This window comes from Castellaniella sp. (assembly GCF_034675905.1).
In the GTDB taxonomy this organism is placed as follows: Bacteria; Pseudomonadota; Gammaproteobacteria; order Burkholderiales; family Burkholderiaceae_B; genus Castellaniella.
In genome coordinates, this window is record NZ_JAUCCV010000002.1 from 51797 (window position 1) to 76168 (window position 24372).

Here is a 24372-nt window from a genome sequence, read left to right on the forward strand (position 1 = left end):
CCAGCAGTGTTTCTAACCATCCCAGCGCCCGTCAGCGCGGATGAAGATGGTAAGACGCAGCGGGAAATCGCCCAGGGCCACGATGCCGCACCAAGACGCTGGCGATCATGAATCGGGGCGGCCGCCATGACGGTGGTCGCTGTCCCGCCCAAAACACCCGCAACCTGGAACTTGAGAATCGTGTGCGCCTCCCCCTGGGGCGCACACTTATTACATCAACAAACAAAAGGTAAGCGCCATGTTCTACGTCAAATTCTCCCGCAACACCGGCAAGATCGGGCCCGACAGCCAGCGATTCGGACCCTACAAAACAGTAGAAATGCTGGTGGACAGCGACGAAGGGTTTTCGCCGATTCTGACTTGCACAACGCTCGACGGAGCTGTGATCGAGCTTGCCTGGTATGACTACGGTGGCTGGTATTGCGATTACGACGGCGACGTCTACCGCGCATTCGAAATTACCCACAAGGACTGAATCATGAAACCGTCAGAACGCTACGCCTGGATCGAGGAATACCTTCACGGCAAACTTGTGGGCGAATCGGTCGATGTATTGGATAAACATTTCTTTGATGCCTACATCGAGGCCACCGGCGCCAAGTGCAGCATAATGATTTATGGCGCAGACAAATGCCAGCAGCTTGGGCGTGATCTGAGTGGGATGCACAAAATGGGTCGCCTTACTCGACACGCCACCGGGCTCGAAGGCATGGCGGGCATGGGTTTTCCCCGATGGGTCTATGTGTATCGCCTGCCCCGCTGACGCACCATAACCCTACACTAACAAACAAGAGGTAAACGCTGTGGACCACCTGACACTGCTACGCGACACAAAACGAATCGCGCTCCTTGCGGACACCATATACCGAGACGTGGGTAAATGGAACCCGCCATCCGCGTTCACCATCAAATGGGTGGCAAACGAAGCAATGGCGCTGGCCGAACTCGCTCGAAAGCTCAGCGCTGACGCAGAGAGTGAGCTGGCCCGACGCGCCGGTCAATGGACACCAGAATAACCCTACACCAACAAACAAGGGGTAAACACCATGCACGCACGAACCGCCAAGGCACTGATCGAACTGCTGACCACCCAGGCGATCAACCTGGATTGCATCCACCCCGATGACGCGGACACACTGTTTGCGATCAGCATGACCGACCCCGAGGAAGATGGGTGGCGCAAGCGTCGCCTGTGGCTGCTGGAACGCGCCATTGTGCGCAAGATCGTCACCGACGCCGCGTCGATGGGCTACACCATGAACCATTTCGACGGCGAATACGAGTCGGAAGACAACACCAACAATCCGTTCGAGATCATGAAGGCGATCATGGCGTCAGACGAAGAAAGCATCACGTTCTTCAATGGCGACAGAGCGGTCGGAACCGTCCAGCTCGTCTACGGCAACGATGGCTACGACGTCATTGCGGACAACACCGAAAACGACGAAATGAATCGCATCCTTGCGGGCGCGACAGCGATGTCCGAAGCCATCTGCGAAATCATGGAGTGAACGACGTGCCGAGACACGACGCATTCTCTGTCGAACGGACAATGCCCGATGGCAGCACCAGGCGCACCCCGGTTCCTGACGCGCAACTGTTCTACGCCACTATCGCGGGCGAACGCACGTTACTGGCGGTTCACCCCGACCAGGAAGACCCGGAATCGCTTGCGGTTTCGCACGTTTCGACGGGCAAGCGCGTGACTATTGTCACCGCGTTTGAACGACTCCGGGCGCTGGATATTTGGCCCGAGGCAGCGCGCTTAGCCCTGGCCCGACTGGCCCGCGAAGTGGGCGCAGGCAAGCTGGCGTATCGCCTCGTGTGCGCGGACCTCGAAGTCGCGGAAAGTGGGCGAAGCACCGCCGCCACAAAGATTCGCGCCAGCGAAGCGCTGCGATATTGACGCCGCACCATGACGCGCACCATGTAGCTATCGAAACAACAATGGCAAACGTCATGGAAAACAGAGCGTTAAACGCGCTGCGCCGTCACGTCACGGGCGCAATCGAGCGGGGCGAAAAACAGCCCATTCTGGAACAACGCGCCGACTGGCAAACGCAAGCCAGGGGCACGAACGCGCAGGAATACGAAATCTACGTCGCTGCGGCAAAGTCGCTCGGCTGGCGCGTCAAAACCTACGACGAATGGGTGAACTCATGAACTCGGAAAACGACTGGGATACCCCGCTGCGTGAAGGCGGACAGACATATCGGGAATACCTCGACACCATTGAGGCATACCACTTCTGCCCAGCTTCCTACAAGGTCTGGGCCGCGTGGCAGCGCCACTACGCGAAGGTCGCCCAAGAGGGCGCCGCCAACTGACGCGCACCATGTAGTTATCAACAAACACGGGTAAACATCATGATCAAAGAAATTGTCGCTTTCGCGGGCAGCTATCGCCTGAAAAACCTGAAGTCTTGCAACGGGAGCGATGGCCTCGCGTGGTCCGCAACGCTCTACAAAGACGGACGCAAGCTGGGCGAAGTGCGCGACGGCGGTCATGGCGGGCCGGTAGAGTTTAATCTGAGCGCGAGCGACCTTAATGCGTTGACCGCCTACTCAGTAACCAAAGTTGACCCCAGCTTTGAGCCAGAAGGAAGCTTCGTGGCGGCGCTGGCTGACTACACCGAATCCATCAAGCGCATCAAGCGCATGGGCAGTAAGTCCGTGGTCGCGATCATCGAAGGGGACACCGATGACTACGGTGTGCCGCAAAGAGTGTCGCAGTTTCGATGCGCGCCGACACCTGCCAACCTTGCGGCAATCAAAGCAAAGTATCCAGGATACCGCCTGCTTGCTGACGAAATCGCGCTTTGGTAAGTGTGCGCCGCACCGTGACGCGCACCATGTAGTTATCGACAACAAACAGGGGCAAACATCATGGGGTGGATGTATTCGCCGTCGTGGCGCACCAAGCAAGAACTGGTAGCGCACTTGGCGGAAAACAGGGGCGGGAAATGCACCGTCATCAAGCACTCGACTGTCGGAAACCACTGGTGGGCGGTATTCGAGTGGAAGGAGACAGGCCGTCGCTTCATCGTGCTGTGTCTGCTATCGAGTGGGCGCGAAGATGGCTGGGGCTACAAGGACATGGACGAGTCGATGGGGCCGTTCTACTACGACTGCCCGCTGGGGTTCCTGAAGATCGCCGGCGAACCCGCCAATAACAACGCGAAGTTATGGCGCGAAAAGGTCATCGAGTATCACGCGAACAAAGCTCGGATTCGCGCGGCAAAGCCCTCTGTTGGCGATGTGCTGGAAGTCTACGGGGTTGAATACCGTCTGACGACCAATGTGGGGCGCCGGGGGTGGAACGCCCGTCGCGTGTCCGATGGCGTTGGGCCGTATCGCTTGACGTGCGCACAGGTCAACCAGGCGGTCGCAACAAAGCTGGCTCTGGCATAGGCGTCGCGTGGGTCACTGGGGCTGCAATCGCAGCCCTTTTTGTTATCACCCCCTCCTGCCCGCTACCGTCACTATAAAGACTCAACGACCTCACTGGTAACCGACATGAAAAGCCAAGAAATTTTCAACCGCGTTTTGACGCACCTGCGCAAACAGGGCCGCGTATCAATGAAATTTACTCCCGGTCATGGCATTACCTGCGCATATCGCGGCTATGCCGGCAGCATGTGCGCTGTCGGGTGCCTGATTTCAGACGAGGCGTATGACCCCGACTTTGAAGGCGAGAGCGTCAACGGCGAGCGCGTGGAAGCGGCGCTCAAGGCGTCGATTGGGCGCGTCACAGAGCGCCAATTTGATTTGCTGCTCCGGCTTCAAACTGCCCACGACGACTATATCGCCAAAGGCATGGGCGAGTGGGAAAAGCAAATGCAGCAAATCGCCAATCAGTTCAACCTGAAATACGCGCCGCCCGCTTGAACCCAGAATAACAACATCAACAAAACAAATAGGTAAGCGCTATGACGCAAGCGAAAGAACTGGTGCGGGTGAAGGAAATCACCTTCACCTTCAAAGAAGGTTTAACCTACACCTGCAACGCGTTGCCCCTGACGGTGCGCTCCTGGGCGCAGGCGAACGCACTACTGCACACTTGGTCTGATACCGCGCCCAAAAACGGCGGTTACGATAAGGTTGATTTCAGCGTTACGTGGAGCGACGCGAGCGAGCCTGCATACAAGGGTCGCTACGACCTGAAGCATTGGGAGTGCCCAGGCGAACAGTGCGACCTCGCCGCTCACGTCCGCGAATACCTGGAATTCTACGCGGGCATCGCGCACCCCGCTCACCTGACCGAAGAGCAATACCGCAAACACGTCGGCGATGGCGACCCTGCTGCCAAAGACATGCTCGATACACTTTCTTTTGAGGATTAACCATGCCCCAGTTCGACGAATACTCGCAGGCGCAAGTTGACCAAATGCGCGACATCGGCAACGCCCTGCTCAATGGCGCCGACGCGATTGAGCAATGTTTTTTCCTGCAAAAACAGGTCGATGAATGGCGGGCCAAATACGTGCAGCTGCTTGACGACGACCTCAAGCACAGCCAAGAAATGGTCGGCCAGACCCTGAAGGGCTTGCTGGCTAAAACGAACGAGGACTAGACCATCATGACGCAAAACATCGAAACCATCGTTGCGGCGCACCGCATCGCCGCCAACCTGCGCGCCCAAGGCAAAGACCCCTGGACATACCGCGTCCGAATCAAAGACCTGTTCGTTGAGAACCCCAAAAACGAAGACATGAGCGAAATCGCCCAGGGTGCCGCCAAGCGTTTGCGGGCTGCGTTGCCTGCGTCCATGTTCGATGTCACCCACCAAGACTACGACCCCGAAATCGACTGCATTGTTGAGGCGTTCGAGTGCATCTGTATGGGCGACGATCTGGACGATGGCGAACTGGTTGAAGAGTTCAATACGATCCTTGACGATCTCTACAACTGGGCGGACATCAACCGCCTGTGGGTTAAGTAAGCGCGCGGTCTCAGCCTTATAATGGCGCGACATCGAACGCCATTCCACAGCCATGCCGCTTCCCAGCACCCTTGTCGCCACGCTTGACCGTGGCGTTGTCCTTGATGTCACCCTTGAAGGACTGCCCTTTCGCTTCTACGTCGCCCAGCGCCCCGCTGATGTCGAAGAGGTCGCAAGCCTCGTCCCGGAAGCGCAATTCCGGGGCGCAGGCGACGTCCATGTGCTTGCCATCCACGACGGTGACGACGCATCAGAGCAAATCCAGGACGCCCTCTTCAACCTGAGTCCTGGCGACGCGGTGGCGCTGCTCTGCACCGGCGCACAGGCATACGACGACGCATTGGCTGAACTCAGACAACCCGCCATGACAAATGAATCCCACACCCCAGGCCACATCTTCATGGTGGTCGCGCCCAGCGGCGCAGGCAAATCAACCCTGGTTAACGCCCTACTCGCTCAAGACACCACGCTGACGCTATCGGTATCATGCACCACGCGAGAGCCGCGCCCGGGCGAAGTCGACGGCAAGCACTACCGCTTCGTCTCGGTCGATACCTTCAACGCGCTGCGCGACCGTGGCGATATGCTCGAATGGGCAGAAGTTCACGGAAACCTCTACGGCACTCCCCGCGACCGCATCGCCCAAGCAATCACTGCTGGCACCGATGTCCTGCTGGAAATCGACTGGCAGGGCGCACGACAAGTCAGAGCGCACTACCCTCAAGCAATCGGCATCTTCATCCTGCCACCTTCCATCGAGGCGCTGGAAACGCGACTGAACAAGCGCGGGCAAGACGCGCCCCGGGTCATCGCTCGACGCCTACTCGCTGCGGGCGGTGAAATGGCACACGCTTCTGATTGCGAATATATCGTTATAAATCAAGACTTTAGCGTTGCATCACAACAATTGCAGGCAATTGTCACTGCTGCCCGCCTGCGCTACACAACACAATCCGTCCGCCACGCTGACCTCTTTATGCAGTTGGGCATACGCAAGCCCATCAATCCCTAACCACCCTCAGGAACCACACTATGGCCCGCATCACCGTTGAGGACTGCCTCGAACAAATCCCCAATCGCTTCGATTTGACGCTTGCCGCGACCTATCGCGCCCGAGAGCTTGCCCAGGGCCATGAGGCACGCGTCCAAAGCCACAACAAGCCCACCGTGACCGCACTGCGCGAAATCGCCCAAGCAGCGACTGGCGTCGAAATGCTGCGCAAGGTTCCGAGCTAAGACGCGCACAATCACCATATCGAAAGAGACAGAGAATCCATCATGGGCACCGTCACCACCTATACGATCAATGAGCTTGGCAAGGAAGCGATCAAGGCATTCATCGCTGAGCATCACGAGTTGGGCGATGACGGCATCGCTGACGCCTTGATTGCTACAGTGGTGACACGCGCTGAAGATTTATTGAGCATCGGGTATGCCTACCCGATCATACTCGAAAGCGGCGAAACCAAGACAGGGCGCGGGGTTGATATGCCGCTTAGCCGCGAACATTACGACATCAAGACCGAAGAAGTCCCAAAAGTGGACATCATGGGGTTTCCGATCACTGACGCGCATCATCCAAGTATCGAAACAGAACCGAGAGCGACCATGAACATCACGCAAGCATTTGTCAATCCCGCAGACCTTTTGTCTGCGTTGCGACGCATGGACCAAGAAGGCGAACCCTACCAATTCGTTGGGTCAGCACCCCCGCACGGCAGCAGCAAACCGAGCGTTGCGTTGAGCGTGACGAAGCCCGCCTATCTGACGCTGTGGATTGACGGCGCTGAAACCCAGCACACAGTCACCCTGAACGATGATGGCACCTACCAGGTGTATACAGCAGTGGAGCTGTAGGCGCTCGCGTCTGAAGTTAGCTCGACGACGCAGTCCCGACAGAACGGTTTCTATACTTCGGGCCCAATCACCCTTCTACAGGAAATCGAAATGAACAAAGACATCACCATCACGATCAGCGGCCCCTTCTGCAGCGGCAAATCAACCCTCGCGGTCGCCATCGCTGACCTTCTGAACAACGCAGGCGTCGCGACTGAAATCAAGGACGACGAAGAAACCGACGCTTATGCGCGGGCGGTCATCCGCAGTGAAATGCAAGCGCGACTGGGTGGGTTTGCCGCAGACGAGCGAGTTGTCACCATCAAGACCGCGCACACACCGCTGACGCGGTCGATCCTGCGCTAAGCGCGCACACTGTCTGTTCTCTGTTATTCTCTGACCCACACCATCATGGTGTTTACCTAGGTGCTTCGCACCCTTCGACCCCGCCCTGTGCGGGGTTCTTTTTGTCCCGGCGATTTGCAAAGGCTAAACCAGTCTCGTAAGTAATTGATTTTAAAGTCTTTTCTTTGAAGGCAAGTCAGTTGAAGAAGCCCCGGCAAACCCTCCCCGAGTCGCTAAATCACATAGGTGATTGATTTTAAAAGACTTTCTCGACCCACAAAAGCGAAACGCCCCAAGAACGAATCAAGGGGCGCTTCAGGTGGTCAACGCTTGCGCGACTGACAATGTCTTTTAAGGGACAAAGCAATATACCGCAATGCGAAGAACCACGCTAACAAAGAGGCGGGAAAAGACAGCGAATCGTCAAGGGCAACCACGGTCAAGACGAATGCAAACCATAAATAGTCTACAAGCACGAAAAAGACTGCGGATAAGAGAACCCGTCAGACAGACAGCAAGAGACAATCAGTCGCGGATGATCTATAGAAAACAACGAGAGGTAAGACAAACAACCAGGTAAGCACTTAGACAAGGGAAGCCATACGTAAGCGTAAGACATTAGGCGCGGTAAGAAGCATGCCATGCGTAAGGTATAGGTAAAGGCAATGTAAGGTAGAACCCTTAAGTAAACGTAAGGTAAGGGGCGACGTAAGGTAAGACCCTTAAGTAAGCGCAAGGTATAGGTAAGCGTAAGGTATAGGTAAAAGACCCTTAAGTAAGGAAAATTTTGGCTTCCCTCCGCTTTAACGTCCGCCCTGCCTGACTCCGCGTAGCCTGATTCCCCCGCCGTTACTGGCCTTTTTCGCCTTTTGCCCGCCCACGCTTTGTTCGGCCCATGTTCGGCTACACCCCGGCCCCCGTATTCGGCTGCATCGCCATCAGGCACATTCGGCCCCGCTCCTGTCTGGGTGTAGAGGCGCGTCAACCAGGCTCCCGCAGCACCCACCTCTTCCCGCCTCTTTCTCATTGCTGCGGGCCTTCTTGTGCCTAAATCGGGGGTTGGGGGCGCCTGAAATCGTCGTTTTTGGTCGAATTCAAACGCTGCCCTTTTCTAGCGTCATGCCACCCCTTAGGCGTTGGGTTCACAAACCCCTGCAAACATTGAAGATCACGTTTTGGTCGGAATTCAAACACCGCCCTGGTTTTCCTCTTTTTCAGCGCCTTTTTGCCCCGTTTTGACCCACATTTTGAGCGGAACCGCTGCTTCAGAATAGGCGGAACAGGAAAGAGGACTCATTTTTCTGTTTTTCTGACATTTCTTAGCAGGAAATATCACTGCCCACGGGAACGAATAGAATTTTCTATCGTCTCCTTCGAGGGTGAACAGAAGAAAATTCCAAATTGACGCCTTTTCAGTGGTTATCACTGCTGTGATTTCCTCTAACCGGGGCAAACAATACTGGCATACCAACAAACCACAGGTAAACGCCATGAACTACCTCAAAGCCCACGACATTTCCAGCATCGTATGGGGTGCGTTCAACCAGCGGGCTGGTGCCCTGACGTATCTCGGGGCTGATGGCGCCCGCCGCTTTCATATCATCAACGCCCGCCCCCGCAGTAGCACGAACATGCTCGCAGTGGACGTGATCGACGACGCCACTAGCGCGGTCGTAATGGTTGTGATCGCCAGCGACATGAATGAAAACGAGGGGCGGTATCAAGAAGAAAGCGAAAGTGGGAATCTGTGGTTCTGCAATCTAGAAATTGCAGTATCGAAGCTGGATGACAGCGCCCTTGAAGAATTTTTGATGATTGCGACCGCTGAACTGGTTGCAGACGTAATGGACGCAGTGATTGCGGTCTAAGCAAACGCGCATCCTCAGTGCGTGGCTCACCATATCGACATTCCAACCACAAACCACGGTAAATACAGCATGGAAAACCAGACGATCGTTCTGAATGGCTTGACCCTCGACCCCCGCGTGCAAGCGATCATGCCCGCACTGGAACAGCCCGACGAAGACGCGCACGACGGGATTGTGCTGGATCAGCTATACCTTTCGCAGTTCAGACAGCAAGCCAGCGACGAAAGCCCCGTGGCGCGTCATACGTTCGTCTATGACCTGCGACGCGGGGATGAAGATATGCAGGTGCGCATCACCTATCAGCCCGTCGATGAAGACGAAGGTGGGGTCTATTACGATGTCGAAATCCAGACATTCAGCGACACCAACAACGCGATGGACAGCGCCCTTGCGGTGCTTGACGCGGTTCGTCATCACAAAGCAATGGGGCATGACGTCTTGGACGTCAAAGCGTAATTCACCCCAGAAACGACCAAAGCCCCGAAAGGGGCTTTTTGTTTACCTGAAAATTCAGGAAAGTTACTTGCTTGTTGCGACGTAAACTTCGAGGAAGTTTAAATTTAAAATCAGCCCCTGTCAAGTCGACGAATCAGGACAGACGAATACCGGCGAAGTTATCTCGTTTTTGGCATATAGGGTCCGACTTTCCTCCACTCAATGCAAATAAGCCCCGTCAGGGGCTTTTTCTTTGTCCACCCATACCAACCCACCACCCTCCCCTGTCGGACCCCCAGCTGGGCGTTTAGGGGTTTCCTGACCCCATGAGTGATAGTTACTACTCACCATCATTCATTCCAGGGGCAAACCATGAAGCAATCGACCAAAGAACTGATTCAAGCCGCGATTACAGGGGTCATTGTGGGCTGCGTGTTCTATGTCGGACTGGTGATCGGAGTCAGTTAAGCGCTTGTCATGTTAGTTAGCGGTAACTACAATGTCCCCAGGTCAGCGAGATAAGTTTGTGCTTGTTGATCTATTCTTGATTCTTCCGGGCAGTGGTTCAACGGTTCGGGTCAAGTCTTATTGATGCTAGAACGGAAATCCAAAGCATCAGCGTCGGAGCGGGCGGTGCCAGAAAAACAGTAAAGTATGGCGTTCGTAACCCCCAACAGCGCGGATTAGGTCTTCTCACCAGGGTATGCGGACTCAACCGTCCTGGTGATACACAGGCTAAATGTTGGGATGGGTTGAGAGTAGTGGCAAAGACACAGGCCATTGATTAGCAAAGTCTGGGTGGTTGCAGTTTATACCTGCAACCCCTAGGCGAAACTTTGCTTCTCCTCCACAGGGCCACCGCCTTCGGCGAAAACAAATTACACGGTTTTTCCTTTTATACACGCGCACGCGCGAGGCAAAACAACCGGTCCTTTTCTTCCCAGCAAAGTCGTGATAACCCAGGCAAAGCAAGTCGTTCGTTTTCAGGCAAGCCAACCAGGCGCGGGACAGAAAAAGTTATCTCGCTTCTGGCACCTGATGTCCGCCCCTCCCCGCCCATACTGTGATTATTCCAAAACAACATCACGGTAAACATCATGCAAGAAATCACGAACTTCAAGCACATTGAAGAACTGCACGAAGACGGGCAATGCAACCATCGGTTTTTCGTTATCGCTGGCAAGCTCTATGAAGTCCACAACCTGCCCTACCACACCGGGATGCACAATGTCGTCGAAGTGTATGACCTGGGCGAAGACGCTTTTAACTTCGGGATGCACTGCTGATGTGCGCGGGCTTCAAATACGGGGAAAGCTTCATCATCGCGTATGACTTCGGGAAGACTACAAATCGCGGGATGAATTCGTTATCGAACTGCTGTCGAAAGAACTTCGGGAATTTGACTCAGGTCTGAATTAACCCACCCAGAAACGAAAAATAAGCCCCTTCTTGGGCTTTTTTCATGCTTCCCTATACCGACCTAGCCACCTACCTCCCGGAACGCTTAAAACGCCCCTAATCGAGGCGTGATAACTCAGGGGCCTTCTTCCCGCCGCTTTCCTTTGTTCGTTTCGGTCCTGGTTCAGACCCACCGAATCGACGGCGCGTATTCGGCCAGAAGGCTGTTCGGCTATACGGCTGGAAAATGGTTCAAGGCGCGCCTGCCCGCTTCCCCTGCGCGGGACGGGCGAAACGCGGGTTTTCCCTGATGATTATTCGGGTTTTCCCTTACCGCTACGGGTTTTCCCTGACCCGATCTGGGCTAATAGGGTTCGTTTATCGTCTTCTGACAACGATAGCAGCACTTTATCGGCGCTTGAAAGCTTGCTGGGTCCCGGTTTGCCCAGCGGGTAACGATCATCAGCGACCGGGATTAGCTTGCTGATGATCGCGTCAGCGCGATCGCTGTCGATTAAAGACAGCGCGGTAATGATGCGCCCGACCGAAACCCCATGTCGGGCGCTGATCGCGCCAAGCGTTTCAATTACCGGGACTGGTAAGCGCAGATTGATTGATTTGTATTGCGTCATAGTTGTATGCCATATGTTGTTGTATGCGCTCATTATAGTGATGCGCGAACAATGATCGGTGGCATACGTATTTATCTGCGCCCATACCATTGTATGCGCTTACAACATTTTACAAACGATACAGGTTGAAATGCGCCCAGGTAGATAAATACGCGTATGATGTTAAACATGCACTCAACGATATAGGTGCATACAACATAACTTCCATAGGTGAACATCATGACTAAGCAAGCCAAAACCCAAGCCCCGAAGACCAGCGCCAAAGCGACCCCGAAAAAGCCCGCGCACATCAGCATTGAAACGATCAAATCGCAGCTGTCGCAAGCCATCACGCAAGCAAACGCGAATTACCTTGCTCGCAGCAAGAAACCGAACTTGGGCGAAGACGGTCTGAACCCGAACATACGCGAAGCGCTGGCGCTGATCCAGTCGATTACCGATGCGCAATACAAGGTTTTGCGCGACGATTTTGAAATGAATTTCGACCTGATTGCAAAAAATTTCAGCACTACGGGCGACATTAAAAACCCGCTTCGTGCCCCGCTTTTCATGGCTTTTATGGCGTCAGGTGATGCGGGATACCTTCGCGCTAGTGCCAAAACCGCCCTGCTGGCTTTCGCTAGTGCAATTTGTGGGGCAAAGACCCGCGCGGGCATCATGTTTTCCCTGACCGGGAAAGCGCATGGTAAAGCGTCTGATCCAGCGATTGATAATCCCGGTTACGAGCAAGCAAGTAAGCTTGTTGACCTGTTGAATGACGGTCGCATGAATAAGCTTCAGCCATCTACTGCGCTTCGTCAGATTGAAGTCGCCATGGGTGATACGGGCATTTTCCCGACGCTGGGCATGGCAAAACCCATGGCACGTAACGGGATTGCGGGGGAATTCATCCCATGCCCCGCGACGCTGGCGTTGCAAGCCATGATTGCCAGCGCATCAAACGGTCTGATTGAACAATGGGCTAAATAATTAACGATAACCGGGCGGGGCAAACCCGCCCGCATCCAAAAGGTAAACACTATGAAAATGCAATTCGATGTTCAAACCGCGCTGAAATCTTCTCGCGCTGCAACAATTCCCGCAAAGCTCATTACCCGCACGGTAACGCTGGGCGGGGTAACGAGCATCACGACGCGTAAAGGGCATGACATCACGCGCATCATTGATGATATGAGCGCATGGTCTGATGATGTATGCGACATGCCCGATATGGCTGATGGCATGATTCAGATAGCACAATGACGCGGGACGATACCCGATAGGGATAACTTATCGGGTATCAGATTTGATAGGGACTGTCAGGGTAAGGGACCTTAGACAGGAGACGCTGGGGGTGGGATGGCCTTCCCGCCGTTTTTCCGAAAATTCGACCCATCCTTACGTTTCAGACCCCCAAGCATAAGGCAGAACCGTTTTTCCGGTTCCCAAGTCATCCTTACGTTTCAGAACTGCATCCTTACCTTTTCTAGGTTCGATCCTTACGTATTGACTACCACAACCCCCACAGAGGGTTCAGCGCAGATACTGCGTCGTTTTTGAGTGGCAGGGGATCAACCCCCAAGTGAACTTCGCACACTCCCTGCACTATATCGACGCTGCCTGTGACGCGCTGCAGTGCAGTGTATGGCGAACAGCCATCAAACGGGGCTTCGCTATCCAGATAGCAGATTTTCTCTCTGTCAAAATGCAGACTGCCCTGGTAAATCATCATGACGTGTCCGTCGCGAACAATCGTCACTGACCCGTCGCCATACACGAGCGCGCGAACAGGTTCTTCGCTTGGAATCTCGAACGTCTTCTGTTTGTCGCCCTCAAAGACCTTCAGTTGCTTAATTGGAAATGCGCCCACCAGATCGTCAGAATCCATTTTGGGGTTCACCACGACCCCCACTGCGCGCTTTGCGCTGACTCGGGCGTGAATGTGACCTTTTGCGTGGGCGCAGCGACACTTACCAAGTTGATCTGAAGCATCGTGCGGTTGGTGTCGAGAAATTTGCCTTTGACGCCATCAAGACGAAATTGCAGGTTTGCGTCGTTTACGTATTCAGTCATGTCGTGGCAAACAAACGCGCGCTCTTTTCTGTTCTTGGGAACCACGATTCTGACGAAGCACCCAAGCTTTTCGATTGAGTATCTCTTGAAGCCATGCTCTACGACGGTGTATTTCGATGGCGAAGCGAGCGTCATAAGGGGTTGGCCATCCAGTAGAACGGTGATTTGTTCGACGCTCACCACGACCCCCACCGCATGTCATGCGCTGACTCGGGCGCATACTGCGCCGTCACTTTCGTGGGCGCTTGCTGCGGGTTGTCGACGAACACATATAGCGTGGTGCCATTCAGGGTCGCTCGAACGTGGTGAAGCAACAGGGATTCGAATTTCACGGGCGAAGCGTCTTCTTTGGGGTCCCAAGACCAAGACGACGCTTCGCCCAAAAGCGCCATTCGCATCGGCGCACCCCGTCGATCAACGACCGACCATCTGGCGTCTTGGTGTCTTTTTGCGACCGCGTCTGGGACTTTTAATTCTTGCTTTTGCGCGAAAGCGCCATCAACTTCGTTGACGACGACGATCTTGGCTATTGGGTATGCCCGATCCATCGCGTTCACCACGTCCCCCACAAGGGGTCTTTGGACGATTCTGGCGCATCGCCTGCACGCTCCTGTTCAACACCCGCAGCGGGCAAGCTGAATGATATGGGGTCTCCCCAGTCGTCAGTCGACTTTGCGCCAGATTTCAGAAACGCGCTCAGCCCCGCAGCAAGCTTTTTGCTGGTTGCAGACGATACGGGGGCTCCATCCCAGGGGGTGGGCGTGATGATTGATTTCATGGTTGCGGGCGTTGTGCTTGTTGACGCTGTTGTGGTGAATGTTGACGCTTTTTTATAGGAATACGTCATCATTTCATCCCTGAATTTTTCGAAGTCGTCGCTGCTTATGGTTAGGTTCTTGCCGAGCGCGTCCCAGTCGATGTTTTCGATTTTCTTGGTCGCCATTACCACGTTCCAAAAAGTGGGTTACTAGAGGACTCAATAACGAAAGGTTTTGACTTCGCGTTCACCACATTGTCAAGAAACCTTTCTTCGTCGCACAACAGCACCAGTGGCTTGACCGCGTCAGGGTGCGTCATATACGCAATGACGGGGGTGCGAATTCCAAATGTCAGTTGGTCCCAATCGAGTTCGCGTTCGAGCGCGCGAATGTTCGTATCTTTTGGCGATACCACAGATACGCACCAGTCATCCCTTTGCGGGATGGTGCCTATTACCGACCCCCTCTTTATGAAGAGGGGACGCGTCTGCTCTCTGTGCGTAAGCCCCCAAGCTGGCGGGACATCAAATAACTGAAGGGTGAGGGCGCGGGCGTAGAAGTCGCACGGCACAAACCCAGCAGCAACGAGTATGGCGATTGACTTTCCCGGTCTGCGCGCCCGCGACATCGTGGCGTTATTCGCCACACATTCCATGCGCCTGGGGTCTAGAAGGCGAAGTTCAACGCGGTCTGCGATTTCGTTAATGATGGCACTGTTCAGACAGTGCTTCAGCGTGTAGCTCAAGTCTCCTGGGCACCCAATGCGTGTCAGGAATTTTTCTATTTCGAACCGGGAATCGGTCGCGAATAAAAATTCTTCGACGACGCTTCGCCACGGCAGTCCAACCCAGCGCTTGGTCGACTTGGAAGCTTCGGCGTTGATGTTGTGTGCGCAACGTCGCCCCAACCGTTCGATATATTCGTCTTCTTTCATCATGGCTCAATTCTCAACACACCGCGTCGGCGCGCGTGAACCCCATGCCTGCGTAGTCGAAGTCGTCGACGATGTTTTCGCCAAATCCCGGCGTCGACTCAACCAACGCTTTGCGCGTCTTGTAGTGTTTGTTCAGGTGCGTGTTGCCGGTGTCAGCGAAGTCAGCGACAAATGCAACGTTGGGGCCAAACTTCTTTGCCCGCAGTCCACGACCGATGCGCTGACGCAGTGCAACTTCCGCTTTTCCCCCACCAGCGAGAACGATGACCCCCACCGACGGGACGTCGACCCCCACGTCCAGAATATTTGTGCCAATTAGCACATCAATGTCGCCCCGCCCTAGACGCGCCAGCGCTGCTTCACGCTCGTCTTGGTCGTCTGAACCCTGAATGAATTCCACACGCATCCCCGCGCGCGTCAGCACGTCTTCCAGCAGCGCACCATGCTCCTTGCGCCCCACAAGAATCATCGTCGTCAGCTTGTATCTGGCGGCGCGCATGGCTTCGACCGCAATGCACTTGTTGCGGTAGTCGTAGTGGACAATGCCCAGTTCAACCGCGCGCTGCCAGGGTGTTGAGCGATAGAGCTTCGCTGCAGGCATGCGCAACTCGATGTATTTGAAGTAGGGTTTGGCCAAGATGCCCCGGTCAATCAGCAGCTTTTCGCTGACTTGGATGCCGACATGACCCGACGACGCCATGAGACGCATGTTCGCCTCTTCGTCGTCTTTCATGAAGGGCGTCGCGGTCAGAGCCAGACGGTAATGCGCGTTGACGCAGTTGCGCATGATGTCGAAAAAGCTCTCGCCACTGACCTCATGGGCTTCTTCCAAGATGACCAGCTCGAAGCGCGACAGAATTTCAATCATCTTTTTCTGCTTGGCGCGCTGTTTTTCGTATTTTTCGCTTCCCGGTGACGTCTTCTCGGGATCAGGGTCTTTCAGCCACGCAGCGACGCTTTGCGTCATCGCGCAGGTGACCTCCTTTGACACCTGCAAGCTGCCGTCGCCCAGAATCGCGACCTTTTTGCCCATTTTCTTGAACTTCTTCGCCATCTGATACATCAGAACGCTGCGGGTTGTCAGAAAAAGCGTTGGGCGGTTGATTCTGGCGACCGCCATTTGGGCGATTCGACTCTTGCCACCCCCGGTTGCGATTTGGGCGATCATTTGGCCGTGTCGCAGCAATAGGCGCACGGTTTCTGGTTGATAGTCGTAGCGGGGGTCGCCATTCCCGAACTCGTCGACAACGGGGTCTTCGGGACCGAGCGGTTCGGGCAACAGCTTCTTGACCATGCGAACCTGGAACCCAGCTTTGGATAGCGCGACATGCACATATTGCACAAAGCCACGCGGGAAGGTTTGTGTCGCGTTATCAAAGAATGTTGAGCGACCATCCCAGCGGTGCGCCTTGAACGCAGCGGTGTGTTCAGCGCCTGCTTGCATATAGCTCAGTGCAGCCCGCACTTTTGATTGAGCTTCGTCTGAAGCCCCTACCAGTTTTGCAGTGACTGCGTTATATGCGACCGTGACTGTTTCTGACATGTGACATTGCCTTAAGTATTTGAATCGGCTAACATTGTTAGTAACCGCTAACTAACATTCTATCAATGACCGGAAACCAAACGAGTTTAGTAATTCGCGACGTCACAATTGACGCGCTTCGTGCTAACCCATGGAATACAAACCGCGTCAGCCCAGAAAATGAAGCCAAGATCGAGGCAAGCATCAACCGCTTCGGCTTTATTCGCCCGTTGTTGGTGCGCACCACCGCTGACGGCCTGGAAATCCTCGGGGGGCAACACCGCTGGGAGATTGCTGCTCGACTGGGACTTGCCACGGTTCCGGTCATCGACATGGGCGCTCTGCCCGACAAGACCGCGAAAGAAATTGGCCTCGTTGACAACGGTCGCTATGGCGAAGACGACACCTTGGAGCTTGCTGAGCTGTTGAAGGAACTTGGCAACCCCGACGATCTTGCTCAGTTCTTGCCATACACCGGGGCTGATATTGAGCAGATTTTCTCGGCGACCGACATTGACCTAGAGTCCCTGGACATCCCAGAGCAGAAATTAAGCACCGAAGACCTGAGCGCAGCGATGGCTGCGCCAACAAGTCAGGTCATGCGCTTCAAGGTTCCGATTGGTGATGTGCCAATGGTCGAACGACTGATCGAAACCGCAATGAAAACGCAGGGCTTTACGAAGGGCGATTCGCTATCGAACGCCGGCGACGCCCTGGTCTACATCCTTCAGGGCCGCGCGCATGGCTAAGAAGCAAGACGCCCCGGTCACGCTCAATCTGAACGCGCCCACGCTGCGCGACATTGACACGATTCACCCCTACCCTGGCAACGCCAAAAAGCACGACGAGCGAAGCACCAAAAAGCTCGCTGAGTCGATCAGACGCTTTGGTTGGCGGGGCAACCCCATCTTGGTTGACAAGGACGGGGTCATCATCGCGGGCCACGGACGCAGACTCGCTGCATTGCACTTGGGGCTGAAGAAAGTCCCAGTGTCGGTGGAGCAAGACCTGAGCGCTGCGCAAGCGCGCGCCTTCCGTCTGGCTGACAACCGCGCGGCAATGACTGACCTTGACGGCGATCTGCTGGAAAAGGAACTCACCGAGTTCCCCGACCTCGCGGTTGACCTGACCGGCATCTTCGACAAGAAGGAGTTGGACTTCGCGGTCACTGACCTGATGACAACCGACGAATCCGTCTTCGAGACAGACCTTGCTGACGCGGTGCGCGAACAAGCGGGCCAGCTCGACGAACGTATTGATGGTGCTGACGGCAAACGCATCACCATCGCGAAGCTGCTTGGCTTCAAGGGCGTGGTGGGTAAAGACGCTATTTTTGTCACGCGTCTGATGGCCAAGATCGAGGCGGACACCGGGTTGGTGGGTGAAGATGCGTTTGTTCAATATGCCCGCGAACATGTGGAGTTGTGATGGGAAAAGCTGACGACCGCGAACATTACGTGCCGCTACCAGACAAGCGCATTCCTGTCGTGTTGGATGTCGACGACCACTACGTCGTTGATGTGCGCTTCGATACGCGGGTTGAGCGAACCCCAAGGGTGCTGGAAATTGCTGAAGCGTTCGGTATCGGCCTGGACGACAAGGAATTCGTGGTCTTCGACAAGCTCGACATCCAGGTCAAACAGGGCGACATCGTCTACATCACGGGCCAATCTGGCTCGGGCAAGTCGCAGATGTTGTATTCGCTGGAACGTCAGATGCGCGAGCGCGGTCTGGCGGTATCGAACATCAGCGCGACCAAGCTGGAAGACCTGCCGATCATCGACACGTTGGGCGTCGACACGAATGAAGCGATCAAGCTGCTGTCGTCGGTCGGCATCAACGACGCCTACCTCTACGCCCGTCGTCCGTCCGAACTGTCTGACGGGCAGCGCTACCGCTACCGCTTGGCCCTGGCAATCGAACAGAAAGCAAAGGTCTGGGTTGCCGACGAATTCATGGCGGTGCTTGACCGGGTCGCAGCGAAGGTTATCTCGTATTCGCTGCAGAAGCTGGCGCGTCGTCTGGGCGTGACACTGTTGGTAGCGACCACCCATACCGACCTTGTGCCTGACCTTTCCCCTGACCTCGTTGTGGTCAAGCGCTTCAGGGAAAAGCTGCGCATTGACGCCATCGAGAATGCCGCGAAGCTCGCGGGTGAACGCGTCATGACCACAGCAGAAGTCAACGAATTACTTTTGAAGGTGATGTGAATGTCTGGAATTTCTGGCTACAAAGTGCTGGTGTTTAGCTCGCCCAAGTGCGGGCCGTGCATGCAGCTCAAGCCAAACATGCAGCGACTGCAAGAAAAATATGGGTTCGACATGGAAGTGATCGAACTGTCTGACGAGACCCGCCCGCAATTCGATCAGAAGGGTGTCAGAACGACGCCTACGTGCATCGGACTGGACACCGAGGGTAATGAGGTGGGCAAGTTCGTCGGCGCCCAGGCGCTGCCCATCCTGGAACATCACCTGATCAAGTGGCGGGTCATTTGAGTCGCGTCGTGCGCTGCGCATACAGCCACTGCCAGGAACCCCCGGTGGTGTTCTACGGTCAGCAGCGTCTGGTCGCCCTGTGTGCCGATCACTTTCACCTGTTCGACGTGACGTTGGAACAGATGGCGCTGTGGGACATGGAGCCCCGCAAAGAAACGTCGGTGATGCGCGCGCATGTGCTGGATTGGGCGCGACACGCGGGCGACGCCACCCCCAAGGGTGCGCAATCAGCATACCAGCGAGAGGGTTGGGATGACTGACGTCCTGGTCGACAACGATGATGTGTTGATCGCTCGCAATCCTGGCGCGGGCCGGCACACGCTGTCGATTCTGAAAGACGTCTACGTGGAGTTCGGGGACAAGCACGACTGGGATGTGCTTGCAGAACTGCACTACAAGGGCCACACGCTTGCCGCAGCACCGCGCTTTGTTCGGTGTATCCATGCGCCAAAAAATGGCCCAGAAGAGCTTATTGGGATTCTGGTGTTCGGGAACCCGATGACTCTGAATAAAGGTCGTAGTCGCGTCTTCCCGCACCTGAAGCAAAACCAGAGCGGGGGCAAAGACACGCGCTTGATGAACAAGCGTCGCATGCAGATCGTCAACCGCTTTCTGACGTGGAACAACCGCACCGTCGTTGACACCATGTATCGGTCAGCAGGCATCGCGTATCGGTTCAAAAACATTGCCTACCGCATGTTCTGCGCCAAGTCTGGCTGCACCCACGTTGAGTCGAATTCCAGCATGGGGCGCTTCAACCCGTTTTCGATCAAAGCAGGCATGAAGTTCATCCGACCGCAGGCACCCGGCGCCCAAGAGGTGGGCGTGGATTTCTTCAAGCACCACTTCACAAGCCACCCGTGCGACACGACCGCCATGCTCCACGAGCTGGAAGCCATGCCAGAAGCCCAGCGCGCGCGCATCGAAGAGCGTCTGCGAAAGTTCTACCGCACCATCAGTGCGATGGAAAAGACGGGCGACAAGATGCACAACGGCATGACCCGCGTGAACGCGCTGTCGACCGAATACGTGTTGAAGCAAGCAGTGCAGCTGGTGTTTGGCGCGACGATCTACTGGATTTGGGGGCCGAACCCAGACCACGGCAGAAAGCTGCCACCCCGAATCCCACTGCTGGCGTTTGATCGCCAGGGGTTTGATGACCCACTGCAACTAACCGACGAGGAACTTGCGCTATGAGCCACAGCTACCGTCGCGTCGCCCCGCACCGAAGACCCGCTGACACGCACCGTCTGACAGAAAAGCAATACCAAATCATGTCCACCATCGTTGATGGGACGCACGACGCTGCTGGGAACCCGTGCGCGCTGGACATGGAACAGCTGCTGGACCGCCTGCCCTACCGCACGACCCGCGAATCCATGCAATTTTCACTGCGCAAGCTAGAGGGTCGCGGGCTCATTACCCGCGACTATGAAAAACGAAGAGGTCGCTGTCGTGCGCTGGTCTACCCAACAAAGCTGGGTCTGACCGCGCTGACGAATCAGTTTTCACCGCGCCCCAGCACAGCGGTTGCAGAAATCAAGTTGGAGCTGGACTTGGGATAACTTTGCCGCCAGCCCTTAACTTAGTTGTTTAAGGTTTTGAAAGTTGTAGATATAGAGGGGAAGCCAAAATCGTGATAACTCCCATTTCTAAGTTCCGAAATCAAAGTGGCGGGAAAGCTGCGGGGATTTTTTTTTCTTAAAATCGTTAGTTACCACTTACGAACATTTGTTTTTTGTGGGATACTGTCTTTGTCACCCGCTCGTGACATAAACCTCCAGAAGGGTTGGGTCGGCTCCGCCCGTAGTCGACCCATTTTTTTTTGCTCGAATGAGCGCTGGCGGCGCGAATGACTAAGTCGCCCAGCAAACGCAAAACCCCCGGTCGTAAACCCCGTGTAAAGGGTCGTCACATGACGACCACTGAGCGGGCTGAAGCGGTTGCGCTTTGGGCTGCCGGTGAAGCAACGCTTCTTGAACTTGCCAAGAAATACGGCAAAGATATTTCCACCATCAAGAGCCTGATGTCCAGAGAGGGCGTCAAAAAAGGCCAAGCGGTCGAAGAGCGCAAGGAAGTTGTCCAAGAAGCCATCCAACAGCGCATCGCGTCAGAAGCTGAAGAAATCGCCAAGCGCGTCGTCGAGACCAAAGAAGACCACTACAAAATGGCTTCCGGTCTGGCAAAGCTGATCTGGAACGAAATCGCGGAAGCCCGCAAGAACGAAAAGCCAATCGCGACCGCGTATCACAACGTCAAGACCCTGAAGACCGCAGCAGACGCACTTAAAACACTGCGGGACGAACGCTACACACTGCTGGGCATTCGCGCTGACGAAGACGACGGCGACAAGACGCCGCCAGAGTTGGTCGTGAAGGAACTGACGGTCAAAGACATTCAAGAAATGCAGCGCAAAGCCGCGCTCGAAGCTGCAGATGGGCTGGGCGTCCCTGACATCAAGCTGGGCGACGAAGACCTGCTCGACGACAAAGACCCGGAAGATTTCGATGACAGGGTCGAAGAAGGCGGCGATGGCAGCGATTAACGAGCTTTTTCTGCATGAAAAGCAGATGGAGGTCTACAAGGCGAAGTCGCGCTTCAAAGTCGTCGTCGCTGGGCGCCGTTTCGGAAAAAGCGCCCTCGCCGCTGTGATGATGATTCGCTACTCGCGGGTCAAAAACCGCTTGATCTGGTATGTCGCGCCATCCTATCGCATGGCCAAGCAAATCATGTGGCCCATGATTTTAGCCGCGTTGCCGCGCAAATGGATTGTGAAGATCAACGAGACGTCTTTGACGATCAAGTTGATCAATGGCACGCGAATCGAACTGAAGGGCGCCGACAACCCAGACACGTTGCGCGGCGTGGGCGTCCACTACCTGGTTATGGACGAGGTCCAGGACATTGATCCAGACGCGTGGACCAAGGTGTTGCGCCCTACTCTGGCCAGCACGGGTGGGCACGCCCTGTTTATCGGCTGCGTCAAGGGCAATACAAGGGTTTTGAAGAAGAACGGTCTGGCGACTATCGAAAGCCTATCGAAAACAAAAGACCCGAAAACGCTTGAGCCAATCGACTTAGACCTATACGGAATTAACAGATCGTTCCACAAAGCAGACGGCTTTTGGAATAACGGCGTCGTCGATACCAAGCGAATCAAGACCGGCAAGGGATTCGAGCTTGAAGCGTCGCACCCGCACCCAATTCTTGTCCAGTCAGAAAGCGGCAACCCCATGTGGAAGCGAAGCGACCAAATCTGCGTCGGCGACAGGGTCGCAATCGCGCGCGGCATGGACGTGTGGGGTGACGAAGATCCTTTGGCGAACTACGACGAACACGCCGCGTTGTGGGCGCACCAATACGAAGGCAAGCGCGGAAAGCAGATTGTGAGGTTGCAGAACAATGCGAATGACTAACGACATCGCGTATTTCATGGGTCTGTGGATCGCGGAAGGTTCGTTCGAGGAAAAAATCGGGCGAATCTCAATCACATGCGGCGACAACGTTGGCGAAATACTCAATAGTGGAAAAATTCTTGGCCTAACGTTCAAAGAATCGAAAAAACCAAACTGTGATGCGTCCACATGGCGCGTTTGCTCGTATGAGCTGATGGAGCTATTCCGGTATCTGAAGATGCCACTCGTGAAGGCGCCAGCAAAGTGGATTCCAGAGTGGGTGTGGCGCGGCAAGAAAGAGTGGGCGTGTGAGCTTCTTGCTGGGATGCTAGATGGTGACGGCTATGTTCTGACGAACGGACGCAATAAGGTTGGCTTCACCACCGCGTCTGAGCGACTGGCGAAAGACATTCAGCTCCTTTTGACGAATCTTGGCATTGTCGCCAGTCTTACTTCGGTTGAGTCGCGGCCCACAAAGAAGGTTCGCGTGTCGTCTGTTCAGTATCGCGTTGAACTGTTAGGGAAGAACGTCGCCATCCTTCGAGCGCTGGTTCGTCCGCGCATCACCAGAAAAAGAATCGCTCTCGACGCGATGGACCTAGGCGGGATTTTTTCTCGTCGCGACGGCATTCCACACGCGCTGTCGCACCTGGAAAGTATCAAGAGCGTCTACAAGGGTGTCAAGTTGCGCCACCTTGACTCCGCAATTCAAACCGCTAGGAATGGCAGCGTCATCACCTATGAAAAGGTTGACGCCATTCTCGAAGAGTGTTCGTTTGCCGAACCGACAATGGGCTATCAAGCCCTGAAACGTCTGCGAAACGAGTGGTATTTCTGGGACAAAGTCGAATCAGTCGAAGACTCAAGGGCAGAGACGTTCGACTTCACGATTCCAGACACCCACAGCTTTTGGAGCAACGGCTTCATCAGTCACAACACCCCAAAAGCCTTCAATTTTCTTTACGAGCTATACGTTCTCGGGCAAAAAGAGGAAAACATCAGTCGCGGGCGCTGGATCAGTTGGCAGTTCCCGACGTCGTGTTCTCCATTTATCCCGCGCCAAGAAATCGAAGAAGCCAAACGCGATATGGACGAAAAGTCCTATCGCCAAGAGTTTGAAGCGAGCTTTGAAGCAATGTCTGGTCGCGTCTACCATGCGTTCGACAGAAACTTGCACGTTGCACCAATGGCTTTCGATCCCACTAAGCCAATCTGGATCGGTCAGGACTTCAACATCGACCCCATGTCCAGCGTCATCATGCAGCCCCAGGAAGACGGCTCCGTTCACGTCATCGACGAAGTGGTTCTGCAAGGATCAAACACAGAAGAAACTACCGAAGAGTTGGAAAAACGCTACTGGCGGTATGTGAAGCAGTGTGTTCTTTTCCCCGATCCTGCAGGCCAATACCGACAGCACGCGCGGGGCGAAACTGACTTGGACATTTTCAAAGAGAAGGGGTTCAAGCGTCAGAAGTATCACCGCAAGCACCCCGCTATCGCTGACCGCGTGAACTCAGTCAACAGAATGCTGAAGTCAGCGGACGGCAGAATTCGTCTACGCGTCGACCCCAAGTGCAAGCACCTGATCGAATCGTTGGAGCAAACGATCTATAAGCGCGGATCGCGCGATGTCGATAAAGACGCAGGTGTCGAACACAGCGCTGACGCCCTGGGCTACTGCATTCAATACCAGTTCCCGATCAAGAAAATTGAACTCGCTGGGGTTTCAATTTGAGCTTGATTGTTAGTTACCACTTACTT

40 protein-coding genes are annotated in these 24372 nt (G+C 55.0%); 31 read left to right on the top strand and 9 right to left on the bottom strand.

The annotated features are described in order from the left end of the window. Window positions 1-238: 238 nt before the first annotated feature. The 12 genes from VDP79_RS01275 (at window position 239) to VDP79_RS01330 (ending at window position 4941) form a co-directional block, all read left to right on the top strand. Window positions 239-475: a hypothetical protein gene (locus VDP79_RS01275; RefSeq protein WP_323016430.1), complete on the top strand. Its 237-nt coding sequence runs from the start codon at window positions 239-241 to the stop codon at window positions 473-475. A gap of 3 nt (window positions 476-478) precedes the next feature. Further along, on the top strand, window positions 479-763 hold the full coding sequence (locus VDP79_RS01280) for a hypothetical protein (protein WP_323016431.1): 285 nt from the start codon (window positions 479-481) through the stop codon (window positions 761-763). 283 nt (window positions 764-1046) lie between these two features. Further along, entirely contained in the window at window positions 1047-1511 is a 465-nt protein-coding gene (locus tag VDP79_RS01285; RefSeq protein ID WP_323016432.1) for a hypothetical protein, read from the top strand. Next, the gene (locus tag VDP79_RS01290; protein WP_323016433.1) at window positions 1508-1906 is read left to right on the top strand and encodes a hypothetical protein; all 399 of its coding nucleotides are present in this window, start codon (window positions 1508-1510) and stop codon (window positions 1904-1906) included. The genes VDP79_RS01285 and VDP79_RS01290 overlap by 4 nt, the downstream gene beginning before the upstream one ends. Before the next feature lie 41 nt (window positions 1907-1947). Continuing rightward, a complete protein-coding gene (locus tag VDP79_RS01295) occupies window positions 1948-2163 on the top strand; it encodes a hypothetical protein (protein WP_323016434.1) in 216 nt (71 codons plus the stop codon). Further along, window positions 2160-2327, top strand: a complete 168-nt coding sequence (locus tag VDP79_RS01300; RefSeq protein WP_323016435.1) for a hypothetical protein — start codon at window positions 2160-2162, stop codon at window positions 2325-2327. The genes VDP79_RS01295 and VDP79_RS01300 overlap by 4 nt, the downstream gene beginning before the upstream one ends. A 39-nt stretch (window positions 2328-2366) precedes the next feature. Beyond that, window positions 2367-2825, top strand: a complete 459-nt coding sequence (locus tag VDP79_RS01305; RefSeq protein ID WP_323016436.1) for a hypothetical protein — start codon at window positions 2367-2369, stop codon at window positions 2823-2825. A 60-nt stretch (window positions 2826-2885) separates the two neighbouring features. After that, window positions 2886-3410: a hypothetical protein gene (locus tag VDP79_RS01310; protein WP_323016437.1), complete on the top strand. Its 525-nt coding sequence runs from the start codon at window positions 2886-2888 to the stop codon at window positions 3408-3410. 105 nt (window positions 3411-3515) lie between these two features. After that, the gene (locus tag VDP79_RS01315) at window positions 3516-3887 is read left to right on the top strand and encodes a hypothetical protein (RefSeq protein ID WP_323016438.1); all 372 of its coding nucleotides are present in this window, start codon (window positions 3516-3518) and stop codon (window positions 3885-3887) included. A 41-nt stretch (window positions 3888-3928) separates the two neighbouring features. Beyond that, window positions 3929-4342 (top strand): hypothetical protein, encoded by a 414-nt coding sequence (locus tag VDP79_RS01320; protein WP_323016439.1) that lies wholly within the window; start codon window positions 3929-3931, stop codon window positions 4340-4342. Window positions 4343-4344: 2 nt separating this feature from the next. Next, the gene (locus VDP79_RS01325; RefSeq protein WP_323016440.1) at window positions 4345-4572 is read left to right on the top strand and encodes a hypothetical protein; all 228 of its coding nucleotides are present in this window, start codon (window positions 4345-4347) and stop codon (window positions 4570-4572) included. Between the two features lie 6 nt (window positions 4573-4578). Further along, the gene (locus tag VDP79_RS01330; RefSeq protein WP_323016441.1) at window positions 4579-4941 is read left to right on the top strand and encodes a hypothetical protein; all 363 of its coding nucleotides are present in this window, start codon (window positions 4579-4581) and stop codon (window positions 4939-4941) included. 16 nt (window positions 4942-4957) lie between these two features. Here VDP79_RS01330 and VDP79_RS01335 read toward each other — a convergent pair whose 3' ends face one another. Next, window positions 4958-5161, bottom strand: coding sequence for a hypothetical protein (locus tag VDP79_RS01335; protein WP_323016442.1), 204 nt, complete (start codon window positions 5159-5161; stop codon window positions 4958-4960). 144 nt (window positions 5162-5305) lie between these two features. Between VDP79_RS01335 and gmk the strand changes: the two genes are divergently transcribed. The 4 genes from gmk to VDP79_RS01355 all read left to right on the top strand — a co-directional run bounded on the left by gmk (window position 5306) and on the right by VDP79_RS01355 (window position 7143). After that, window positions 5306-5953, top strand: a complete 648-nt coding sequence (gmk, locus tag VDP79_RS01340) for a guanylate kinase (RefSeq protein ID WP_323016992.1) — start codon at window positions 5306-5308, stop codon at window positions 5951-5953. Between the two features lie 20 nt (window positions 5954-5973). Next, window positions 5974-6177, top strand: a complete 204-nt coding sequence (gene rpoZ, locus VDP79_RS01345; protein WP_323016443.1) for a DNA-directed RNA polymerase subunit omega — start codon at window positions 5974-5976, stop codon at window positions 6175-6177. 42 nt (window positions 6178-6219) lie between these two features. Then, a complete protein-coding gene (locus VDP79_RS01350; RefSeq protein WP_323016444.1) occupies window positions 6220-6798 on the top strand; it encodes a hypothetical protein in 579 nt (192 codons plus the stop codon). A 90-nt stretch (window positions 6799-6888) separates the two neighbouring features. Next, window positions 6889-7143, top strand: coding sequence for an adenylyl-sulfate kinase (locus VDP79_RS01355; RefSeq protein WP_323016445.1), 255 nt, complete (start codon window positions 6889-6891; stop codon window positions 7141-7143). Between the two features lie 1165 nt (window positions 7144-8308). Here VDP79_RS01355 and VDP79_RS01360 read toward each other — a convergent pair. Beyond that, a complete protein-coding gene (locus VDP79_RS01360; RefSeq protein ID WP_323016446.1) occupies window positions 8309-8614 on the bottom strand; it encodes a hypothetical protein in 306 nt (101 codons plus the stop codon). On the opposite strand from VDP79_RS01360, the gene VDP79_RS01365 reads away from it, so the two are divergent. From VDP79_RS01365 to VDP79_RS01375, 3 genes are all read left to right on the top strand, one after another. Further along, complete coding sequence (locus VDP79_RS01365; RefSeq protein ID WP_323016447.1) at window positions 8613-8990, top strand: hypothetical protein; 378 nt, start codon at window positions 8613-8615, stop codon at window positions 8988-8990. The two genes, VDP79_RS01360 and VDP79_RS01365, sit on opposite strands and share 2 nt — an antisense overlap. Window positions 8991-9059: 69 nt before the next feature. After that, window positions 9060-9446: a hypothetical protein gene (locus tag VDP79_RS01370; RefSeq protein WP_323016448.1), complete on the top strand. Its 387-nt coding sequence runs from the start codon at window positions 9060-9062 to the stop codon at window positions 9444-9446. Window positions 9447-10522: 1076 nt separating this feature from the next. Next, on the top strand, window positions 10523-10711 hold the full coding sequence (locus tag VDP79_RS01375; RefSeq protein ID WP_323016449.1) for a hypothetical protein: 189 nt from the start codon (window positions 10523-10525) through the stop codon (window positions 10709-10711). A gap of 426 nt (window positions 10712-11137) precedes the next feature. On the opposite strand, the gene VDP79_RS01380 is transcribed toward VDP79_RS01375, so the two are convergent. Beyond that, a complete protein-coding gene (locus VDP79_RS01380) occupies window positions 11138-11455 on the bottom strand; it encodes a hypothetical protein (protein ID WP_323016450.1) in 318 nt (105 codons plus the stop codon). A gap of 219 nt (window positions 11456-11674) precedes the next feature. Between VDP79_RS01380 and VDP79_RS01385 the strand changes: the two genes are divergently transcribed. Continuing rightward, window positions 11675-12424, top strand: a complete 750-nt coding sequence (locus tag VDP79_RS01385; RefSeq protein WP_323016451.1) for a hypothetical protein — start codon at window positions 11675-11677, stop codon at window positions 12422-12424. Between the two features lie 51 nt (window positions 12425-12475). Then, a complete protein-coding gene (locus VDP79_RS01390; RefSeq protein ID WP_323016452.1) occupies window positions 12476-12697 on the top strand; it encodes a hypothetical protein in 222 nt (73 codons plus the stop codon). Window positions 12698-12944: 247 nt separating this feature from the next. Here the strand turns inward: VDP79_RS01390 and VDP79_RS01395 are convergent, their stop codons facing one another. From VDP79_RS01395 to VDP79_RS01420, 6 genes are read right to left on the bottom strand one after another with little or no spacing between them, the layout of a single operon-like run. Further along, window positions 12945-13322: a hypothetical protein gene (locus VDP79_RS01395; RefSeq protein WP_323016453.1), complete on the bottom strand. Its 378-nt coding sequence runs from the start codon at window positions 13320-13322 to the stop codon at window positions 12945-12947. 8 nt (window positions 13323-13330) lie between these two features. Continuing rightward, the gene (locus tag VDP79_RS01400) at window positions 13331-13687 is read right to left on the bottom strand and encodes a hypothetical protein (RefSeq protein WP_323016454.1); all 357 of its coding nucleotides are present in this window, start codon (window positions 13685-13687) and stop codon (window positions 13331-13333) included. After that, window positions 13684-14064, bottom strand: coding sequence for a hypothetical protein (locus VDP79_RS01405; protein WP_323016455.1), 381 nt, complete (start codon window positions 14062-14064; stop codon window positions 13684-13686). Before VDP79_RS01405 ends, VDP79_RS01400 begins: the two co-directional genes overlap by 4 nt. Continuing rightward, complete coding sequence (locus VDP79_RS01410) at window positions 14061-14450, bottom strand: hypothetical protein (RefSeq protein ID WP_323016456.1); 390 nt, start codon at window positions 14448-14450, stop codon at window positions 14061-14063. The genes VDP79_RS01405 and VDP79_RS01410 overlap by 4 nt, the downstream gene beginning before the upstream one ends. Beyond that, a complete protein-coding gene (locus VDP79_RS01415) occupies window positions 14450-15202 on the bottom strand; it encodes a hypothetical protein (protein ID WP_323016457.1) in 753 nt (250 codons plus the stop codon). The genes VDP79_RS01410 and VDP79_RS01415 overlap by 1 nt, the downstream gene beginning before the upstream one ends. Before the next feature lie 10 nt (window positions 15203-15212). Further along, on the bottom strand, window positions 15213-16742 hold the full coding sequence (locus VDP79_RS01420) for a DEAD/DEAH box helicase (RefSeq protein WP_323016458.1): 1530 nt from the start codon (window positions 16740-16742) through the stop codon (window positions 15213-15215). 65 nt (window positions 16743-16807) lie between these two features. On the opposite strand from VDP79_RS01420, the gene VDP79_RS01425 reads away from it, so the two are divergent. The 10 genes from VDP79_RS01425 to VDP79_RS01470 all read left to right on the top strand — a co-directional run bounded on the left by VDP79_RS01425 (window position 16808) and on the right by VDP79_RS01470 (window position 24346). Next, window positions 16808-17470: a ParB/RepB/Spo0J family partition protein gene (locus VDP79_RS01425; protein WP_323016459.1), complete on the top strand. Its 663-nt coding sequence runs from the start codon at window positions 16808-16810 to the stop codon at window positions 17468-17470. Next, on the top strand, window positions 17463-18149 hold the full coding sequence (locus VDP79_RS01430) for a ParB/Srx family N-terminal domain-containing protein (protein WP_323016460.1): 687 nt from the start codon (window positions 17463-17465) through the stop codon (window positions 18147-18149). Before VDP79_RS01425 ends, VDP79_RS01430 begins: the two co-directional genes overlap by 8 nt. Then, entirely contained in the window at window positions 18149-18931 is a 783-nt protein-coding gene (locus VDP79_RS01435) for an ABC transporter (protein ID WP_323016461.1), read from the top strand. Before VDP79_RS01430 ends, VDP79_RS01435 begins: the two co-directional genes overlap by 1 nt. After that, window positions 18932-19216: a thioredoxin family protein gene (locus VDP79_RS01440; protein ID WP_323016462.1), complete on the top strand. Its 285-nt coding sequence runs from the start codon at window positions 18932-18934 to the stop codon at window positions 19214-19216. Beyond that, window positions 19213-19476, top strand: coding sequence for a hypothetical protein (locus VDP79_RS01445; RefSeq protein WP_323016463.1), 264 nt, complete (start codon window positions 19213-19215; stop codon window positions 19474-19476). The genes VDP79_RS01440 and VDP79_RS01445 overlap by 4 nt, the downstream gene beginning before the upstream one ends. Continuing rightward, window positions 19469-20413 carry a hypothetical protein gene (locus VDP79_RS01450; protein ID WP_323016464.1) on the top strand — a complete coding sequence of 315 codons (945 nt, stop codon included), beginning with the start codon at window positions 19469-19471 and terminating at the stop codon, window positions 20411-20413. The genes VDP79_RS01445 and VDP79_RS01450 overlap by 8 nt, the downstream gene beginning before the upstream one ends. Next, window positions 20410-20781 (top strand): hypothetical protein, encoded by a 372-nt coding sequence (locus tag VDP79_RS01455; RefSeq protein ID WP_323016465.1) that lies wholly within the window; start codon window positions 20410-20412, stop codon window positions 20779-20781. Before VDP79_RS01450 ends, VDP79_RS01455 begins: the two co-directional genes overlap by 4 nt. A gap of 350 nt (window positions 20782-21131) precedes the next feature. Continuing rightward, complete coding sequence (locus VDP79_RS01460) at window positions 21132-21761, top strand: hypothetical protein (protein ID WP_323016466.1); 630 nt, start codon at window positions 21132-21134, stop codon at window positions 21759-21761. Further along, on the top strand, window positions 21724-22632 hold the full coding sequence (locus tag VDP79_RS01465) for a hypothetical protein (protein WP_323016467.1): 909 nt from the start codon (window positions 21724-21726) through the stop codon (window positions 22630-22632). The genes VDP79_RS01460 and VDP79_RS01465 overlap by 38 nt, the downstream gene beginning before the upstream one ends. Beyond that, window positions 22625-24346: an LAGLIDADG family homing endonuclease gene (locus VDP79_RS01470; protein ID WP_323016468.1), complete on the top strand. Its 1722-nt coding sequence runs from the start codon at window positions 22625-22627 to the stop codon at window positions 24344-24346. Before VDP79_RS01465 ends, VDP79_RS01470 begins: the two co-directional genes overlap by 8 nt. The last annotated feature ends 26 nt before the right edge of the window (window positions 24347-24372 follow it).

Coding starts and splice junctions, on each gene's coding strand:
- VDP79_RS01275 (WP_323016430.1), top strand. CDS start 239: ATGTTCTACGTCAAATTCTCCCGCAACACCGGCAAGATCGGGCCCGAC.
- VDP79_RS01280 (WP_323016431.1), top strand. CDS start 479: ATGAAACCGTCAGAACGCTACGCCTGGATCGAGGAATACCTTCACGGC.
- VDP79_RS01285 (WP_323016432.1), top strand. CDS start 1,047: ATGCACGCACGAACCGCCAAGGCACTGATCGAACTGCTGACCACCCAG.
- VDP79_RS01295 (WP_323016434.1), top strand. CDS start 1,948: ATGGCAAACGTCATGGAAAACAGAGCGTTAAACGCGCTGCGCCGTCAC.
- VDP79_RS01300 (WP_323016435.1), top strand. CDS start 2,160: ATGAACTCGGAAAACGACTGGGATACCCCGCTGCGTGAAGGCGGACAG.
- VDP79_RS01305 (WP_323016436.1), top strand. CDS start 2,367: ATGATCAAAGAAATTGTCGCTTTCGCGGGCAGCTATCGCCTGAAAAAC.
- VDP79_RS01310 (WP_323016437.1), top strand. CDS start 2,886: ATGGGGTGGATGTATTCGCCGTCGTGGCGCACCAAGCAAGAACTGGTA.
- VDP79_RS01315 (WP_323016438.1), top strand. CDS start 3,516: ATGAAAAGCCAAGAAATTTTCAACCGCGTTTTGACGCACCTGCGCAAA.
- VDP79_RS01320 (WP_323016439.1), top strand. CDS start 3,929: ATGACGCAAGCGAAAGAACTGGTGCGGGTGAAGGAAATCACCTTCACC.
- VDP79_RS01325 (WP_323016440.1), top strand. CDS start 4,345: ATGCCCCAGTTCGACGAATACTCGCAGGCGCAAGTTGACCAAATGCGC.
- VDP79_RS01330 (WP_323016441.1), top strand. CDS start 4,579: ATGACGCAAAACATCGAAACCATCGTTGCGGCGCACCGCATCGCCGCC.
- VDP79_RS01335 (WP_323016442.1), bottom strand. CDS start 5,161: ATGGACGTCGCCTGCGCCCCGGAATTGCGCTTCCGGGACGAGGCTTGC.
- gmk (WP_323016992.1), top strand. CDS start 5,306: ATGACAAATGAATCCCACACCCCAGGCCACATCTTCATGGTGGTCGCG.
- rpoZ (WP_323016443.1), top strand. CDS start 5,974: ATGGCCCGCATCACCGTTGAGGACTGCCTCGAACAAATCCCCAATCGC.
- VDP79_RS01350 (WP_323016444.1), top strand. CDS start 6,220: ATGGGCACCGTCACCACCTATACGATCAATGAGCTTGGCAAGGAAGCG.
- VDP79_RS01355 (WP_323016445.1), top strand. CDS start 6,889: ATGAACAAAGACATCACCATCACGATCAGCGGCCCCTTCTGCAGCGGC.
- VDP79_RS01365 (WP_323016447.1), top strand. CDS start 8,613: ATGAACTACCTCAAAGCCCACGACATTTCCAGCATCGTATGGGGTGCG.
- VDP79_RS01360 (WP_323016446.1), bottom strand. CDS start 8,614: ATGGCGTTTACCTGTGGTTTGTTGGTATGCCAGTATTGTTTGCCCCGG.
- VDP79_RS01370 (WP_323016448.1), top strand. CDS start 9,060: ATGGAAAACCAGACGATCGTTCTGAATGGCTTGACCCTCGACCCCCGC.
- VDP79_RS01375 (WP_323016449.1), top strand. CDS start 10,523: ATGCAAGAAATCACGAACTTCAAGCACATTGAAGAACTGCACGAAGAC.
- VDP79_RS01380 (WP_323016450.1), bottom strand. CDS start 11,455: ATGACGCAATACAAATCAATCAATCTGCGCTTACCAGTCCCGGTAATT.
- VDP79_RS01385 (WP_323016451.1), top strand. CDS start 11,675: ATGACTAAGCAAGCCAAAACCCAAGCCCCGAAGACCAGCGCCAAAGCG.
- VDP79_RS01390 (WP_323016452.1), top strand. CDS start 12,476: ATGAAAATGCAATTCGATGTTCAAACCGCGCTGAAATCTTCTCGCGCT.
- VDP79_RS01395 (WP_323016453.1), bottom strand. CDS start 13,322: ATGGATTCTGACGATCTGGTGGGCGCATTTCCAATTAAGCAACTGAAG.
- VDP79_RS01410 (WP_323016456.1), bottom strand. CDS start 14,450: ATGGCGACCAAGAAAATCGAAAACATCGACTGGGACGCGCTCGGCAAG.
- VDP79_RS01415 (WP_323016457.1), bottom strand. CDS start 15,202: ATGATGAAAGAAGACGAATATATCGAACGGTTGGGGCGACGTTGCGCA.
- VDP79_RS01420 (WP_323016458.1), bottom strand. CDS start 16,742: ATGTCAGAAACAGTCACGGTCGCATATAACGCAGTCACTGCAAAACTG.
- VDP79_RS01425 (WP_323016459.1), top strand. CDS start 16,808: ATGACCGGAAACCAAACGAGTTTAGTAATTCGCGACGTCACAATTGAC.
- VDP79_RS01430 (WP_323016460.1), top strand. CDS start 17,463: ATGGCTAAGAAGCAAGACGCCCCGGTCACGCTCAATCTGAACGCGCCC.
- VDP79_RS01435 (WP_323016461.1), top strand. CDS start 18,149: ATGGGAAAAGCTGACGACCGCGAACATTACGTGCCGCTACCAGACAAG.
- VDP79_RS01440 (WP_323016462.1), top strand. CDS start 18,932: ATGTCTGGAATTTCTGGCTACAAAGTGCTGGTGTTTAGCTCGCCCAAG.
- VDP79_RS01450 (WP_323016464.1), top strand. CDS start 19,469: ATGACTGACGTCCTGGTCGACAACGATGATGTGTTGATCGCTCGCAAT.
- VDP79_RS01455 (WP_323016465.1), top strand. CDS start 20,410: ATGAGCCACAGCTACCGTCGCGTCGCCCCGCACCGAAGACCCGCTGAC.
- VDP79_RS01460 (WP_323016466.1), top strand. CDS start 21,132: ATGACGACCACTGAGCGGGCTGAAGCGGTTGCGCTTTGGGCTGCCGGT.
- VDP79_RS01465 (WP_323016467.1), top strand. CDS start 21,724: ATGACAGGGTCGAAGAAGGCGGCGATGGCAGCGATTAACGAGCTTTTT.
- VDP79_RS01470 (WP_323016468.1), top strand. CDS start 22,625: ATGACTAACGACATCGCGTATTTCATGGGTCTGTGGATCGCGGAAGGT.